General features: G+C 46.4%; 7 protein-coding genes. All 7 read right to left on the bottom strand.

Annotated elements, in window-relative coordinates; all coding sequences use genetic code 11:
* Positions 1–328 precede the first annotated feature (328 nt).
* On the bottom strand, positions 329–1,195 hold the full coding sequence (locus ACERC5_RS08320) for a class C sortase (protein WP_373659435.1): 867 nt from the start codon (positions 1,193–1,195) through the stop codon (positions 329–331).
* Positions 1,196–2,713, bottom strand: a complete 1,518-nt coding sequence (locus ACERC5_RS08315; protein WP_373659436.1) for a class C sortase — start codon at positions 2,711–2,713, stop codon at positions 1,196–1,198.
* 1 nt (position 2,714) lies between these two features.
* On the bottom strand, positions 2,715–3,611 hold the full coding sequence (locus ACERC5_RS08310) for a class C sortase (protein WP_373659437.1): 897 nt from the start codon (positions 3,609–3,611) through the stop codon (positions 2,715–2,717).
* A gap of 95 nt (positions 3,612–3,706) precedes the next feature.
* Positions 3,707–4,912 (bottom strand): collagen binding domain-containing protein, encoded by a 1,206-nt coding sequence (locus ACERC5_RS08305; protein ID WP_373659438.1) that lies wholly within the window; start codon positions 4,910–4,912, stop codon positions 3,707–3,709.
* Positions 4,913–4,950: 38 nt separating this feature from the next.
* Positions 4,951–6,957 carry an isopeptide-forming domain-containing fimbrial protein gene (locus tag ACERC5_RS08300; RefSeq protein ID WP_373659439.1) on the bottom strand — a complete coding sequence of 669 codons (2,007 nt, stop codon included), beginning with the start codon at positions 6,955–6,957 and terminating at the stop codon, positions 4,951–4,953.
* A 191-nt stretch (positions 6,958–7,148) separates the two neighbouring features.
* A complete protein-coding gene (locus tag ACERC5_RS08295; protein WP_373660558.1) occupies positions 7,149–16,904 on the bottom strand; it encodes a BspA family leucine-rich repeat surface protein in 9,756 nt (3,251 codons plus the stop codon).
* A gap of 239 nt (positions 16,905–17,143) precedes the next feature.
* Positions 17,144–17,311: lipoate protein ligase C-terminal domain-containing protein (locus ACERC5_RS08290; RefSeq protein ID WP_373660559.1), on the bottom strand; the 168-nt coding region annotated here is incomplete at its 5' end.

Below are 17,311 nucleotides of genomic sequence, written 5' to 3'. Positions count from 1 at the left end.
CAGAAACTTTGAAAAGACAAAACTCGCATTTTCATTGCCATAAACATAAAACGAGAGAAGACAAGAACTGTCCTCTCTCGGTGTTAAGTGGGTCAACCCACTACAGTTGACAAAGAGCCTTTTTTCAAAGCTCCATGAACGAGCAATAATTGCGGTTTTTAGAGTATCTCACTCGTCAAGAGCAAGAAGGATTCAGCTTTCCTAATCTCGAAGGTGCTAGCTTTTGGGTCTTTTGTCCTATCATCGATTGCAACAAGAGTCTTTCTCTCTCAAATTGTTAGAAGAGCACTCTTTAGAAGTTTTTTGTGATTTAGTTATCCAATTTCTACTAGTTCCGTTTTAGGAATTTTACAAAACGGTGTCCTATCAAGATAAAAGCAAATAGACTAAGCAAACAAATACCACTATACAGCCAAGAAGAAGACCCTACTACAGATACTACTTGCTGTCCTTCTTTTTGAAATGATAGTTGAATATCTCGTGGTATTTCTTGTTGGCTTTCTTGCTGCTCTTTGGGATATACCCCTACCCGTTCAAAATCCACCAAGAGCCGCTTATTGTATAAGGGAATTGGATCACAAGTAAGTAATGTAATGAGGTTCTGGTCTGACTTTGATTCCAATTCTTCCCATTCAGCTGGCAAAATCACCTTTGGGTTGGGGAGCATTTTATAATGTAAGATAGCCTTCCCATTATCAAAATACAAATCATCCCCTGCCTCTAATTTATCTAAATGACGAAAGAAAACTTGATTCGCCCAACCACGGTGACCTGCAATAACAGAACGAACCCCTGCCCCATCAATCGGCAGGTCCGTACCCGCTACATGAGCGAGGCCCTGAGACAAATGAGTTGCGCTCGCTCCTAGATATACTGGTTCCATCAAAGAAATCTTAGGGATAGAAAGGTAGCCATAGATGCCATCACCATCTTCTAAGACCTGGTAATCTACCTGGTAGTCTTCCCCAGCAAAAGGATCCACAATTTGATTGTCTGATCCAAGACGCTCATTGTACTGAAGGGAGGCGTCTAGTGTTTTGGAGACGAGCAAAGGATCCAGCGCTTTGGTATAACTTTGGTAACGTAGCTCTTGATTCCAATTTTGGTACAGCATATTCCCAAAACAAAGCAGGGGTAAACTAGCCGCTAATAACATAAAAGCAAAGCCTACTATTGGCTTTATACGCTGTTTCAATCAGTTTTCCTCCAGCCTTTTATTTTGTACTAATTGCTTACGATTACGGTAAATCAGGTAAAGTAAAATTAGAATCATGCCCACCGAAATACCGAATAGCATTTTCCATAATTGATTGCTGCGAGATGTCTCTAACATTTTCTCTTCTACAGGTGCAGCATATGGGATTCGTTTCCCACGAACCAGTAATCGTTGGGTGTTGATCATATAAGGAGTACACGTAAGAAGCGTTGCATAATCCTTGCCTTCTTCAATCAGAATGGGATCAAAATTATCTGGCTCTACGACCTTGATTTGATCGACTTCATAAGCCAACACCGTGTCCAAGACGTGAATGTAGAAAACATCGCCTTTTTTGAGCTTGTCCAAGTCCGTAAACAGTCGCGCATTAGGCAAGCCTCTATGAGCGCTGATGACAGTATGCGTATTGATACCTCCTACAGGTAAGGATGTCCCTTCTAGTAGTCCTGCCCCTTTCTCCAAAACGGCATCGGATACACCAACAAACATCGGGATTTTTTGATCAATTTTCGGAATTGACACATAGCCTATCTGCTCGTTAATTTTTAGCATATTGGCGTATTCGGTCATTCCCTCTTTTTTCTCATCATCCGTAAATGGATCCTGGAGTTCTCTTGGCTTCAAAGCCGCATTGAAAGCTTGTGCTAATTTATAACGCCTTGATAGTTCTTCATTGTCCAACTTAGCGACTGCCTGATCAAATTGAGTATTGACATTATTGGCTTGTATGCGGTAATACAGTTGTGAAACAAACGGATAAGACATGATAAGAAAGCCCGCCAAAAACAAAGCTACAAAGAGGAATTTTTTCCGCTTTCGCTTATGAGAAGACGAAGAAGATATCGTATGTGGTGCTGTTGTGACACTCTCTTGAACTGAGACATCTTGAGAATTTTGTTGTTGAGATGAAGCAACCAGCTCTTCATTGTCATCCTCTTCTATCTTTGAGGAAGGCATAAGAGGAGGGGCAAGAGGCGTAGGAAGGGGGGCATCTACGGCGGCAGACTTCATACTTATCTCACCAGTATCTCCTTCGTTCTCCTCCAACTGAGCTACAGGCCCATTATCCTCTGCCTCAGGTAGGCTGTCTTCCATCCTTGTATCATCTCGCATTTCAGTATGAACGCCTTCTGAAATAGTTTCAGATACAGACATATTAGAAACTTTTTCTTCTCCTGAAAGAATCGGTTCATTTGCTGATAATGGACTTCCCGGCTCTTCTACTGATGACAGGGAGCCTTTCTGTGGCTCACTCATCTGGAGCTGCCCCTCGTTTGAAAGCATTGAGATAGGTTCCTTGGAAACGATTGGCTGCTGAGCTTCTTCAAGAAAAGGAATACCTACGCTGTCGTCTGCCTTCTCCTGTGTAGACAAAAGCAGATTCTCTTGTTTCTCTATTGGTGCAGGTTGCCCTTTTTTTAGGATAGTCTGCCACCAATGTTTTTTTTCTGGCGAACGCCGGTGTCTAGGAGGTGTTTTTTTCCTAGCTCTCTTCATCTCATTCTCCCTTCTCGGTCAAAAGCTGCTCTTCTTTCAAACGACGAGATTGCTCTTTCTTTTTCTTGCGTAACCTGTAAATAATATAGAGCAAAATGGCAATCAATACCAACGAAGCAAAGAAGAGGTACTTATACAAGAAACTAATCTTGTTTTGCAAGATAAACTCTTCTTCTACTGCTTTGACATACTCCACCCGATGTCCTCTGACCAATAAACGGTGGGTATTGATCATATACGGTGTACAGGTCAGCAACGTCACATAATCATGACCGGGAGCAATCAGTAAGTCTTCAAATTGCGACGGTTCTACTACCTTAATCTGATCCACCTGATAAGCAAGGGTCTCTTTAAGGTTATGAACATAAAACTTATCCCCTTTTTTTAACTTGGTTAAGTCCGTGAACATCTTAGCATTTGGCAAGCCTGTATGTGCCGTGATTACTGAGTGAGTCGAATTTCCCCCAATCGGTAGTGACGTCCCTTCCAAGTGTCCTGCCCCCATCTGCAAGACATCCTCACTGGTTCCAGCATAGATTGGCAAATCTACATTGATCGTCGGGATTTCAACGTGTCCAATTTTCTCATTGAGCTCCAACATGCGTGCATAAGCTGCAATGCCTTCTTTTTTCTCCCGATCATCATAAAAATCGCCTTCAATGACATTAGTCAAAGAGGCATTAAAAGCCGCTGCTAAACGCATACGCTCTTCAATGTCGCTATCGGTTAATTTTTCTTTTTCTGCTTGGAAATCCCCTACCTGCTGACTTGACTTTACTTGGTAGTAAATCTGTGATACTAACGGATAAGCCAAGATACTGAGTCCTATTAAAAATAAAAGTGCAAATAGTCCATTTAAGATTCTTTGTTTGAGCGTTTTTTTTCGTTTTGTGGGCATGATTCCTATTTCCTCTACCTATATAAGTCGTTCTTCCCATTATAGCATAAAAAAAAAGAAAGACAAAGTAATGGATACTTGTCTTTCTATTCCTTTCAGTGTGTGAGAGTTGGTTGCTTGGTAAGGTACCAGCCACTACCAAAACAGACAATCGCAATGAGCATCAAGGCATACAAGAGCATATCTCCTGTGTTGGGCACTTCAATGCGTGGTCGTTTGCTGTTTTCAATGGCTGTGATTTGTTGGGTAGTATCTCCAGTTGTTACTTGAAAAGGTACACTTGCACCTAACTGGCTATAGCCAGATGGAGGCTGTACTTCCCTCAGGTAGTATTCTCCGTATGCCAAATCATCTACTGTGAAAAATCCTTTTTCATCTGACGTCAAGATGATTTCCTTCCCGTTTTTGAGAACAGGCTTGTACTGATCACCAACGCGTTCTAGTAAACGGAATGACGCTCCGGAGAGTGCTTGCTTGGTCTTGCCATCGATTTTGATGAAGCGTGCCAATCCCTGTTTAATTTTTTCGTTGATTAGCGTAACGGTCACGAGCTTTTCATCGACAAGAGTCGCTTCTACTTGTCCTTGTCCAAGACGATAGCCTGGTAAAGGCTCTACTTCGACAAAGCGATACCGCCCAAGCGGAAGATGAGAAATGGTGATATACCCTTTCTCATCTGTGTAGAGGATTTTGTCCGCTACTGCATCTTTTTCGTAGCGGTACCCATCCACCAAAGAAACAGGTTGTTCTTGATGATCGCTGTCCAACGCATAAAGGCGGAAACCTACATTTGCAAGAGGATTTCCTGCTTCATCCGTCTTCAGGAGACGAAGTCGCGTAGGCTCTTGATCAGGTAGACGTTTTGGCAATAATACAGGAGCAGGAAGAGCACTGTCCAGTCGTACAGCGATTTCAGAGCGGTAGGTCACCTGCTCAGTCGCCACAACCTGACGGATATAGTAGTGCCCATCTGGCATGTCCTGTACCTCAATACGATCGGCTAAAAATACCATCGGATAGGTGCCACGTGAAAATTGTTGGTCTAACTCCGCTTCGGAAAAACCATGGAGCTTGGTAAGTATTTCTTGGTCATCCGCATTATACTGCGGATCCAAGCGCCAAGCTGTCAATGTCTGACCACTGACATCCTCTCCTAAGTCCTGAACGATTTGCTCGTAATCTTTCAGCTGCAAGAACAGGCGATTGCTCGTGCTTGCCTGTGCCCGTATCCCTAGCAACACAAGAAATAAGGAGAGAGCCATCAGACAAATCATCTGGCTACATCCTAAGCCTTTTTTCATAATGATCTCCTTTCTTGTTGGGATTCAGCTGTCATGGGTTACGCTTCTTTGTTGCGGTTGTTTTTCATAAAGCCATAGTAAGCTACTGCCATGAGTGAGATACCCGCTACTGCAAAGATGATGGTACCCATACCACCTGTTTGTGGGATAGAGAGCTTCACGTTTGTCACAGTTTTAGCGTCGTTTTGACCAGAACTATCTATGTAGGCGATACCTGTTGTATCTCCTGCCGTAAAGGAAATAGCACCTGTGTTCAAGGCATAGCCTTTTGGTGCAACTGTTTCAATTAATTCATAGTCGCCTGCTTCCAGACCAGCAATTTCAAATTGACCTTGGTCATTTGAGGTTAATGTCACGACGTTTGCAGCATTTTGATTTGCTGTATAGGTGTAGGTGATTTTTGCTGCTGCATAGGCTGTATTGTAAGCTGTTTGCGCCGCATCTACTTTTGCTTTTTCTTGCGGAGTTTGCTTGTCAGCTGCGAGAGCATTGTAGGCTTTTACAGCTTGATCCAGTGCTTCTTTCTTCTCTACAAGGTCTTGTTGCTGAACAGATTGGTCAGCTGCTGACTCGAAAGCCAAGAATTGACCGTTTGCTGTGTTCTTCACGACAAACTGCGCAGTTTGAAGACGTTCATTGTTTTGGCTATCCACTTTGACAAAGCGTGCGTTGTTCAGATTCACAAAGGCATCTGCTGGATTTACGATTTCAGGAGTCTTGTTCTTTTTGTTGGTAACGGTCACAGTACCTGCTGCTGCGTCATAGCTTGGGGTATAGCCAGAGATCCGCTCTGAGATGGTGTAATCCGTTTCACCTGCTTGCAAGCCTTTGAAGGTACCGCTGAAAGCACCTGTCACGGTAAAGGTGAGGCCGTTGCCAAGGTTGATCACAGAGCCATTGACAGAAGCGTTGTCCAACTGTACAGTTGCCACAGCTGCACCTGCTTTGTAGAGGGTATAGGTCAGGGTTTGATCGTTTGGCGCAGCGATGCCTCCACCATCATTTGCTTGCCATTCTTTAGTCACTGCCAAGTCACCTTCTGGTGATGGTGTGACTTGAACTGGAGTTACTTCTTGTGAAGGCACGTTGCTGTAGTCAACTTTTACGGTGTTTTTCTCACGCTTAACAGCATTTGCGTTAACGTAAGCTTTATAGGTAATGGTGAAGGTCACATCTTCACCGTTGTTGTCGCCAACTGGGTTTGTGATGTCAGATACCTTTTTCAGACCCGCATCTGTCAAGACCAGGCTGAAACCACGGTCATCTTGGGTCAGGGTATAGTCAGCTGTGTCTTGCAGGGTAACATTTTGAGCAGCGATGGTTACGCCAGGAACCATGGTCAGACCATTTGACATGGTATCTTTATAGGCCAAGGTCTTGTAGCGTGATCCTGCTTTAATAGTTGAAGTAACGGTATAGGTCAATTCTCGACCAAGTGTGGCGTCAACTTCGTCTAGTCCTTCTACCTTTTTCTCAAGAGTCGGAGCTTCTTGGGTGTTCTTTGGATAGACATGAGCATGGTCTGCAAATGTTCCATCTGCTTTCAAGAGTGGCAAGCGGATAGTCACAGGTACTGCCTTGCTGTCTGCAAGAATCGCCTTAGTAACGTCATCGACATAGTCTGTCTTGCTGTCTACTTCAACAATTTTGTAATCGCCAGCTGGCAAACCACTTGTATTAAATTCTGCACCCGTAGCTCCTGTCTGAGCACCCAGAGCTTCTTCCACAGAGGTTACTACTTGTCCTTGGTCGTTAATCCATTCACCTCTTGAGTTTTGCCAAGCAAAGTAAACACCCGCAATTTCTTGCAAGTCGTTTTTACCAGTCAAACGTTTCAATTGGTCAAGTGTTTGCGTTCCATCATATGCTTCTGGTGTAGTAAATGCGTCCAACTCACTCTTGCTCATCAATAATTTATGAAGAGTAACCGTTCTTGTCTCATTGGTGTGAGCACCTGGTCCAGCCTGAGCACTTGCACCCAGTGCCGTAAAGAGTGTGGACAAGAGCAGAATAGCTGCCATTATCGCTGTATAGATTTTTTTCACATTATTCTCCTTGCTTGTGAATGTATGTTAGAGAGATTAACCAACGAAGCAATGGGCAGAAAAAACTGCCTGATTGCTCCACTCGTTAATATGTTGACGGTACATGCTTAAAGAGATTGGCTTACGCCTTCTTACAAGCACTAGTGGTGTTTTGATAGCGAGCCTCACTCCTTTCACATGTACTTTCTCTACTAAGCAGCTGTGCGTTCGTCGTCTTCTCGACGATAGAAGAAGTAGGTGATGAGGATGATGCTGGCTCCTAGAGCATACCAAATCAAGCTGCCCATGCCCCCTGTCTCTGGGAGGCGAACCGTACGGTTAGTAAAGTCTGCTTGGCTTGGACGATTGCCCGTCTTGCTAGAGGTCATTTCTTGGACTTGGGCAATGATTTTTCCTGACCCATCATCTGTAATCTTCACTTTATACGTATAGATGGTGGAGTCGTAGGCAATGCCAAGTTCATTTCCTTTTTCCTCTGTGATACGGTAGGTATAAGTCTTGCCGATGTCATCATAGGTATAGGAAATGTCTGTAAACTGAATCTGACCGGATGTGTCACTCAAGGCACGCTGGACTTGTCTGCCATTTTCATCCACCACGAGGAAGGCAAAGCGGTAGTTCGCTAAGTTTCCGCCTTCAAGGCGCTTGGTTCCTGTTGGTTTCCATGTACCTGTTGGGTTATAGTGGTTGGCAAGGCGGATTTCATCAATTTTCGCAAGCGTTACTGTCGCAGTCGTCTTAGACTGGCGATCGAGGGTATAGCCAGCTGGTACTTGCTCTGTCGCTGTAACAGTCGCCCCTTCTGGGAGATTGACAATCTGGATTGTCTCGTCATGGCGGATTTGCAAGGTCTCGTCGCTTGCGATAGTGCCTGCTTCTCGCTTGTTGCTGGTGTAGGCGAAGCGATTGAGGAGGATTTCTCCATTCTTGTTCTTGATATGAATCAGGAGGTCAAAGTCCGTCTGCTTATTAGCGTCCGTCAAGCGGTCAACTTTTTTGATAATCTTTACTGATCCAAGTTTTGGATCTGGAGTCGTGGTCGGCGGCTTAATCGCATTGATAAAGACTGCTCCATCTGCATCGTAGGTCACGCTGACCTGTAACTTCCCTTCTCCTTGATCCGTCGCTGTCACAGTTACATCTTCCTCGTGGGCGTCGTAGGCCACAGTTGTATCGAGGCCTTTTGACTCACGAAGTTTGTAGCGATAGGTGCCTGCTTTGGTAAAGGTTACTGCCCCAAAGGCGATATTTCCATACTCATCGTTGGTTGCGGTCGCTACCACTGTGTCATCAGATGGATCATTCGCTTTGGCTCCTGGATCGACCAACTCAAAGGTAAACTCATTTGCTTTCAGCTGACGGGCTGGATCCTCTGTATTGTCCAAGCGTTTGGTAGCTGTGATATTAGCCGTTCCTGTTGCTTGGTAACGGTTGGTCACTGTCGCAAGGGTCGTATCCTGATGGATATGCCCTGTCTCATTTGCGATGGAGACGAGGCTATAGCCAGCTGGAAGATTGGTCTCTGTGACTTCATAGGTGGTCCCATATGGCAGGTCATTGATGGTCTGGGTCTGACCTGCTTTAAACTGGAATTCACGGACGTCGGTCGGACTATTATTAAGTTTAACCTGAATAGTGAAGGTCTTGTCCTGGTTTTGGCTGCCTTCTACTGCTTTTGTAATAGACAGACTTCCTTTTTTCTTGCGGTTGGCAAAGACAATGTCTCTATTTTCCTTGGAAACAGTAGCAAGAAGGTTGCCTTGTCCGTCGTCTACTACGGTCACCGTGATGGTCTCCGTGTGGGAGTCGTAGTCGATGGAGACATCGTCTCCTGCTTGCTCCGCCACCTCATAAGTATAGGTGCCCGCTTGATCATAAACGATGGTCGCAAAACGGAAGCCACCGCCTTCTGAGGATGTCACCGTCTCAAGGAGCTGCCCGTCTTTTTTGAGGGTAAAGCGGTAGCCACTAGCTGGCGCTCCATCTAGGAGTTTTTGACCACCTAGCTGGACAGAGGTCTTGCCTTTTTGGTAGTCATTGACAAAGCTGGCTGTGCTGGTCTTGTTGGCCTCAATGGTCCCTGTAGTGCCATGAGAGCTCACAAGTACCCACCCTTTTTCAGCCTCTTCGTAGACTTCGTAGCTAGTGCCTGCTGGGAGGTTTGGAAGCGTAAAGGTTTCTCCTCCTCTAAGGGTAACTTCAAACTCCCCATCTTGAATGGTCACAGATGGGTCTACCAGCTCCCATACAGCATAGAGTGTGATGGTCTTGCCAGCTTCTGTCAGATCGGTCACGGACTGATCTGCTTGGTAGCTGGTGCCACGTCCATCTGGACGAGTGTTCCACTCTTTGAAGCGATAGCCATTTTTGGTAAAGGTGGCTAACGGTAAGGTGTAAACCTGCCCCCTTGTTAGGGTCTGCACTGGCATCGAGCCAGACCCTGTATTGGCATCAAAGGCCAGGGTGTAATCCTGTGGCGCCTCCTCCCAGATCCAGGTCCCCGCCATATCCGGAGTATACTGCTTCATCAGCTCATTGGCTGTAAAAGGCCCATAGGCTCTGTCCTCACGGATCCACTTACCGGTGTAGGTGGCGTTTTTAGGTGGGGTAGCCAAATTGGTATCGGCAAGACTTATGGTTGGCGGCAACTTCACCTTCTTTAAATTACGGCTATACGCAAATCCGTTGCTCACACCCCAGCTATCTAAATTTGTCAAATCCATTTGACTAATATCCAATGTTTCTAAGGACGACATGGACATAAAACCGCGTGCGAATTGCCTAAGTTCTGGTGTATGAAAATTGGATAAATCAAGGTTCTTGATACCTGAGTAAGCAAATATATCGCTCATACGGCTAACTTTGGACACATCCCAGCTTGATAGATTTATCTCGCTTAGATTTGAGGTGCCACTAAACATCCCTGACATGTCCGTCACACTGCCAACATCCCAGTTCTGTACCGGAAGACTGACTAGATTGCGGGCGTTTTGAAACAGTCTACTCATATTCGTAACGTTTCCGACATTCCAGTTCTGTACCGGTAGGCTGGTCAGACTACGGGCGTCATTAAACATGTTCCACATACTCGTCACGTTTCCCACATTCCAGTTCTGTACCGGTAGGCTGATCAGACTAGACGCACTTGAAAACATGTGCCGCATGTCCTTCACGTTTCCCACATTCCAATGCTCTACTGGAAGACTGGTCAGACTACGGGCTTCATTAAACATGTACCGCATATTCGTCACGTTTCCCACATTCCAATGCTCTACTGGAAGACTGGTCAGACTACGGGCTTCATTAAACATGTGCCGCATATTCGTCACGTTTCCCACATTCCAATGCTCTACTGGAAGACTGGTCAAGCTGTGGGCGCCGCTAAACATCCCTGACATGTCCAGCACACTGCCTACATCCCAGTTCTGCACAGGAAGGTTGGTCAGACCGCTTGCACCATAAAACATATATTCCATATTCCTTACATTGCCAACATCCCAGTTCTGCACAGGAAGGTTGGTCAGACCGCTTGCACCATAAAACATACTGTCCATAGTCCTTACATTGCTAACATTCCATGTCTCAGTAGGAAGACTGCTTAATTTAGTAGTGGATCTAAACATCCGACGCATATTCGTTACGTTGCCTACATCCCAGTTCTGCACAGGAAGGCTGGTCAAGTTTTTAGTGTCATCAAACATGAGGCTCATATCAGTAACCTTGCTCACGTCCCACTTCTCAACAGGAAGAGAAGTCAAGCTAGTAGCATCCTCAAACATGGAGCTCATATCCTTCACATTGCCAGTGTTCCAACCCGAAACATGTAAGGTCTTCAACTTTCTGACATTAGAAAACATATATTCCATATTTCTCGTACCCGACACATCCAGATTTTCCAAATCCATGTCTGTAACGTTGGATAAATTAGCGAACAGACTGCTTGAATTTTCTGGCGCTTTGACTCCTTTGGCGACAGTTACCTTGGTAAATTTATCTTGGTGGTCTCGCCATGAATTTGTATTACTGGTACTTCCGGACGCCATGGTCCCTGTGAAGCCATTGGTCGGCTTGAAGTAAAGGACGCCATCTGAGTAGATTTCCCAAGTGACGGTACCTGTGGTGCCGGTCTCGACAACTGTATCCGTCGGTGTGATGGTAGCCGCATGGACGGTCACGCCCTTAAAGAGGCTCGCAACAGCAGAGACGGTCGTTTCTAGGATAGAGGTGTTGCTTGCTGGCTTTTGGCTTCTAGCCTTTGCAGCAAGGTTGTTTCCACTTCTAGCTGTGCCTTGCTGCTTCCGCTCTCCTGTGAGGACGAGGCGATTTTCCGTAAAGTCCTCTGCTGTCAGCAGTGCTTTGCCTGGCTGACCGACCTCGTAGATGTAGATGCCACCAAAAGCGTCTTTTAGGTAATTGTACTTTGTTTCTTTTAGAGCGATGGACTGACCGGACGGTTTTTTCCAGTTGGTAAAGCCTTCTGGGACGTCAAATTCGCCAAAGGGCTCACTCAACTTCTTCACATAGTCTGTGTCTTTTCCGTTGTCATTGATCCTTAGGACAAGAGTATAGAGAGGGTTTTCTTGCTGGCTTGGAGCTGTACCGATGGTGCCGTTGACCTGACCTGCTGGCAGAGAGGCTCCATTTGGTCCCTTGAGCTTGATCTTAAAGCGGAAGGTCTTGACCGGGTCGCCACTTAGGATAGTCTTTTGAATTTTGAGGCTTCCCGGCTTGTAGCTATTGACAAAAATCCCTGTGGCAGGATTATTGTCCACATCTGCCGTGTGCTGGTCTTGGACTGTAGTAGCAAGAGCTAGCTTGCCCTCCCCACCATCTGTCACACTGACTTGGTAGCGAATGGTCGTAGTATCGTAGGTGATGTCTGGGTTGGTGCCTGCTTTTTCCTTGGCGATATAGGTGTAGGTCTTACCGATGTCGTCTTGGGTGAAGCTCAAGCCCGTAAAGTCAATGCGCCCATCTTTACCATTGGTCGCTGTGGCGAGGGGACTCGCTTCGCCTTCTTTATAGAGCTCAAAGGTATAGGCACCTTCTATGAGCTTCTGGTCATGAAGCATGACTTTCCATGCACTGAGGCTCAGGTTTTCCTTGATTTCGTAGCGGTTGGTAAAGACTGCTCCGTCTCGATCATAGCGCGGGGTGGCTGTGATAGTCCCATCTCCATTGTCTGTAACCGTCACGGTCACGATTTCTTCATGGGTGTCATAGACATAGCCTGGCAGACCTGCGTCTCTCTCCCGTATTCGGTAGGTATAGGTCTTGCCGTGATCTTTTTCTGTATAGGTCAACGGTTTAAAGACAACCTTGCCGTCAATGGTGTTTGAACCCGTCCGGATAACCTGACCAGTCTCATCCATAACTTCAAAGATGAATTGATAGGCACGTAGTCTGCGGTTCCGAAGGACTTTTTGGGCATCCAGAGTGATCTCGCCTGTGGCTTTGTAAGTGTTGGTCGCCGTAGCAGTGTAGGTCTTGCCTGCTTGGAGGGTGCCTGTCAGATTTTCACCGGTGACAGTATAGCCTGGTTTTTCAATCTCTTGGATGGTGTAGGTCTGCTCAGAACGAACGTCTTTGACAGTGACCGTTTGCTCTGCTTTGAGGCTAATCGTACCTCCTGACCGGATGATCCCTGTACGCCCATCGCTCGTGGTATAGCGATAAGTGTCCAGGTCTTCCGTGCCGTCAGAGCGTCGGAAACTAAAGCGGAAGTCATAGGTGTGATTTTTTAGAGGTTCTGCCGGGTTTGCAACTGTCTTTGTAAAGACGATGTCCGCATGAGGATCATAGGTATTGATGAGGTTTGTGCCATCCACGGCGGATACATAGCCTGGGATGTAGTCAGGTTCTTCTACTGTGTAGCGGATTTCTTGACCATCTTTGTACTTGAAGAGGTTGTCAAAGCGGTAATTCCAAGCTCCTGTCTCGTCTGGGCGGACTTCTTTGGTTTGGATTTGAGTGCCATCAGCATAGAGATTGACGCGGATAGAGTCTGGGCGACTAGCTGTTGCATCCTCGCCCACCCAACGCTTGATACCGGATATGATGACTTTTTCTGGCTCATGGACGTTGACCGCATTGACCGTCATACCAGTTGGGGTATGGATTGTATTCGAGAGTTTTAAGGTATAGCCTGGGACTGGATCTTCTGTGATGCTATAGCGGATTGGTAAGCCATCTGCTGTAACCATCTCTAAGTCATCAAAGGTATAGGTCCAGTTGTTGGCAGCGCTCAGCTCGATAGAGCGCCCGCTATCTTTTCCATTTGCCAAGACACGGATACGAACAGACTTGGTCCGAATACGGTCTCTATCGTTGTCATCGTCCCACGCCTTATTGACGATGATGCGATAAGGTTGAAGTCCGACCTTGGTATAGTTGCTCTCGATTAAAAGATTTCTTGTTGTCTGACCAGCTGCTCCGATGGAAGTAGTTGACATCTTGACGTTGTTGTAAGCATGGACACCTCCAGAAAGTCCTGCTTCGGTCATCCCTGCGCCAAGAGCAGTATCATAGTAGCTCTCTTTTGGATTGAGACCACGGATGGCATCGACCCGAGGCGCCCGCATATTGATATAGGCAGAGACATTGCTGTCTTCTGGTAGGACAAACGGAGTTCCATCTGTCTTTTTACGGGCGTCAATAGCTACTGCTGTGATGGTCGACTTGTCCGCAGGCATGGTTGTGCTCCAGATGGAGCGATCGGTCAGGTCTGCTTGGGCACGGTCTCCTTCTGAGATGTGGAGGTTTTTCACTGTAGAGTAGTAGACGGTCGGGGTAACGCCGTAGCGCGCAAAGTCACTGATGTCTACTCCTTGGAAAATTCCTTTCCACTGGAGATCCCCTCTGTCAGCATCTGTCTCAATCGGTGTATAACTCTCCAAGATGTCATAAAAGATAATGTCTTCTGTCCGTTCACCTGCGGCACTGGTTACCTCGAGATGATAGCGGTAGACGCCTCCCTCATAGACATTTCGAGGGAGGGTCGCAGACCGACCGTCTGTGTAGATCCCTTGGTTATTGACATCGACTTGCTTGATCAAGGATGTCACCGCATAGATACCTGCAACAATCTGTTCAGACGCAGATGCATAGATAAAGCTAGGAGTATCTCTGTCTGGGTTGAGATTGGTCATGAGAGAGGCTGCTGTACCTACTGCCGCCTTGGACTCACTGTTATTCCCTGCCAAGGGATTGTCCGGTTCGCCTTTAAAATCTTTCAAGAACCCCAGCTTGTCATTTGCTGATTCGTAGGCAATAACGTTGGTTAGGTTTGCGCCATAGTTTTTCAGACTTTGCCAGCTGTAGTTGGCAGAGAAGCTCAAGCGTGGTCTGTCATAGAGATAGCGCTGCCGTAGTTCATATGGAATACTCCCATCAGTTGGATAGTGATACTGAGGTGTCAGCTTCATCTTGACAATCAAAAGAGTGCGACCTGTGTTTTTATAGTTTGCAATCGCACGCGCTTCTGTGATGACATCACCTGGTCTTCCCGCTAGACTTGTCATATCAGGCACTACACCGACTGGCAGAAGGTCATACCATGTAGTCTCTTTTTCTTCTGCGTAAGCGCCCTCTGCGATGGCTTGGTCAAGGACTTCCTTTGATGTTGCTCCAGTGCGGAGATTCGCGGTTGAGGTGTACCGGAGGCGGACAGTACGTGCAATGACATCATTAGTATAGGTTACAGACTTATCGAGGTCAGCAGCTGGGTAAATACCTTTTAAGACTGCTTCTCCAGTATAACTGAGTTTGCCTAAGCTAGTGCCTGTGTGAGTGCGAACCTCTGCTCGCGCTTGATTGCTCAGATAGAGGGCTGGATCAGAAGTGGTCTCAACCAAATCTTCAATCCGTTTTCTCATCTCTGCTGTACTGTGTAGCTTGACACCTACGGTAAAGCCATAGTGGAAACCAGGTGTCTGTACGTCCATGTCCACTTGATAGTCTACGATTCCTTCAGGAAAGACCAACCGACTGCCGATTGCTGTCGCTCCGTTTTGAGGGGCAATCTGTGGCTTGCCAGATGCGAAAGCTACAGTTGCTAGTGTGAGATAGGTGCCCGTTGCTGTTTTTCCTTTGACCGTGTAGACAGGGGCTTGCGCAACGTCTTTTGTGTCTACATAGTAGAGGCTACCGACAGGTACTGTTCCATAAAAAAGACTTCCATCTTGTCCTTCATAATAGCCTGAGGGTTGATCTGTGGCTTTTTGTACGGATTGCAGTCTAGGCACTGTGAAGGTTAGATGTGAAAATTCATAATCCTCACTGGTCAGCGGGTTCTTTTGACGAAGCCAGACCTTGTCATCATTGAGCTGTAAGCGGTAGGAGTCAATCGATCCGTCCTCTCCCTTTTTGACATCGCTATAAGCGTAAGAGCCACCGTGAATCCGATAGGTTACTTGTGCGTCCAGACCTTTTTGGAGGAGACTGAGAGCTGTATCGTATCGATAAGGATTGGCATTCTTTCCAAGATAATAGCGTGCTGTAGTGGATGGCTGTACCACTCGCTCATAGAGTTCTTCTCTAGCTGTTGCGCTGACTCTGGATACTTGCTGATCATCGGTATCTGTGAGGGTATAGACGATGTTATTGGTCACTTGGTACTGCTTGCCATTCTCCAAATCCGGGAAAGCTGTCTTTGGATAAGCTGTATAGACGATAACACGCTCTCTACGCTCTGCATTGGTGTACGAAGGCCATTTTACAGTGGTGTCTTTGCCGATTTCTCCTGTGATAGTGTTGGTACCAGTTCCCTTGGTCACTTTTCCATCATAGTCATACCCCAAGACAATTCCACCTGATGAGATAGTATCTGTAAAACTTACCGTACTTGGCTGGTTATTTTTCTCAGGAGCAAATACTTCGCTATCCCAGTAAACATAGATGTAGTCATCTGGGCTAGCTGGTTTGAGCTCTGCTGGAAAATTAGTCGGATAGGTCTTATACCACCCGCGATCATACTTAGTTGCCCTGCTCAAGATAGAGACTGTATCGACTTCAGCAGAGAGTTGGTTGGAGGCCAAGGTTAAAGCATTGCCTAGGTGAGTGGTCACTTGGATATTGGCATCTACATAAGCTTTATAACCTGTCACATAGTCACGAATTTCATGCGGAATTAAATCTGTAATGGTGCCTTCGATGTAGCCTTGTGAGGCTGCTGAGAGCTTACGGGTATTGGTCAAGACATAGGTGTCATCAAGTGGATCGGACTTATCCCCTTCGTCGAGGTAGTACTGGAAGATCCCTGATGTATCTGGAGCTTCTGGCACCGCCCACGTAATGCGTCCGATGTGATTATCCTCCCGTGTCTCAAAGACGGTCTTAGGCACCCGAATCTGAATCACACCCGGCTCATAGTCTTCGTCTCCTGATAGAGAGTAAGACACGCGTAGGCGAACATTTTTGGTCTTGTTATCCTCCCACTTTTGGAAGAGGTTTTCTGCCTTGCCGTCGTCTGTCGTGTCCGCTGTCAGCCATTCGAGCTTGATGGTCTCAATCTTGGTCCCATCTCCTTCCGACGGTGGAAGTGCAGCAGCCCGGAGCATGGCGGCAGAGAAAGCCTGCGGAATGGCTTGCTTAGCCAGTGTTTCGGCCGTCGTTTCCTTCGCCTCTGTGAGAGGGGTTGTTGGTGTAACGACTAGAGGTTCCTCTTCTTCGGGTGTGGCCGCTGGCTCTTCTGGCTGCGTGCTTGTGGTCGACGATGTCGACGAATCTGCACTTGTCGATGGCGTCTCAGAATCTTGTCCTTGTGAGACTGGAGCTGTCGTCGTGGCCGAGGTATTTTCCCCGCTTGGATCTGTTGTACTCAAGCTACTCGTCTCTGTAGTAGAAGTCATCGAGATATCGACTGCCTGTACGACAGGTCCTAGGATGCTATTGGTCAGCAATACTCCTAGCATCGCCGTATTCAGCCATTTTCTCATGCGTTTTTTCATTATATTTTCTCCATCTACAGCATCATGCCTTTTTTAGACATGGCAAAACTTACATACAGAGTCATTCTACTTCTTTTTTAAGCTTTTGTAAAGTTTTGTAACTGTTTTTTTGCCTTTTTCTGCTATAGGAAATAGTTGCGAAACGACACCATTCTCTTTCGCTAATGTACGCAAAAAGCCTAGCAAGAACCTTTGGTCTTCTACTAGGCTTGTTTGAGCACTCTTTTTTATCCTCTTTTTTACGCCACAATGGCTTTAGCAACTTCTTCTGTCGTCATGCGTGAGAAGTAGTGGCTCGTGTCGATGGTTTGGAGTTTGGCCAAGACATCCGCATACTCGTAGCGGGTGCCAACCAGCAACTCTTCGATATCGCTGACATCACCAATCCCAAAGAAATCCCCATAAAT

Origin of the sequence: Streptococcus sp. E24BD, assembly GCF_041807825.1 — a bacterium.
In the GTDB taxonomy this organism is placed as follows: domain Bacteria; phylum Bacillota; class Bacilli; order Lactobacillales; family Streptococcaceae; genus Streptococcus; species Streptococcus entericus.
This window is presented reverse-complemented; position numbering and strand designations above follow the sequence as displayed.

Bases quoted from the DNA above. Each gene is read 5' to 3' on its own strand.
- ACERC5_RS08315 (WP_373659436.1), bottom strand. From the start codon at position 2,713: ATGAAGAGAGCTAGGAAAAAAACACCTCCTAGACACCGGCGTTCGCCA.
- ACERC5_RS08310 (WP_373659437.1), bottom strand. From the start codon at position 3,611: ATGCCCACAAAACGAAAAAAAACGCTCAAACAAAGAATCTTAAATGGA.
- ACERC5_RS08305 (WP_373659438.1), bottom strand. From the start codon at position 4,912: ATGAAAAAAGGCTTAGGATGTAGCCAGATGATTTGTCTGATGGCTCTC.
- ACERC5_RS08295 (WP_373660558.1), bottom strand. From the start codon at position 16,904: ATGAAAAAACGCATGAGAAAATGGCTGAATACGGCGATGCTAGGAGTA.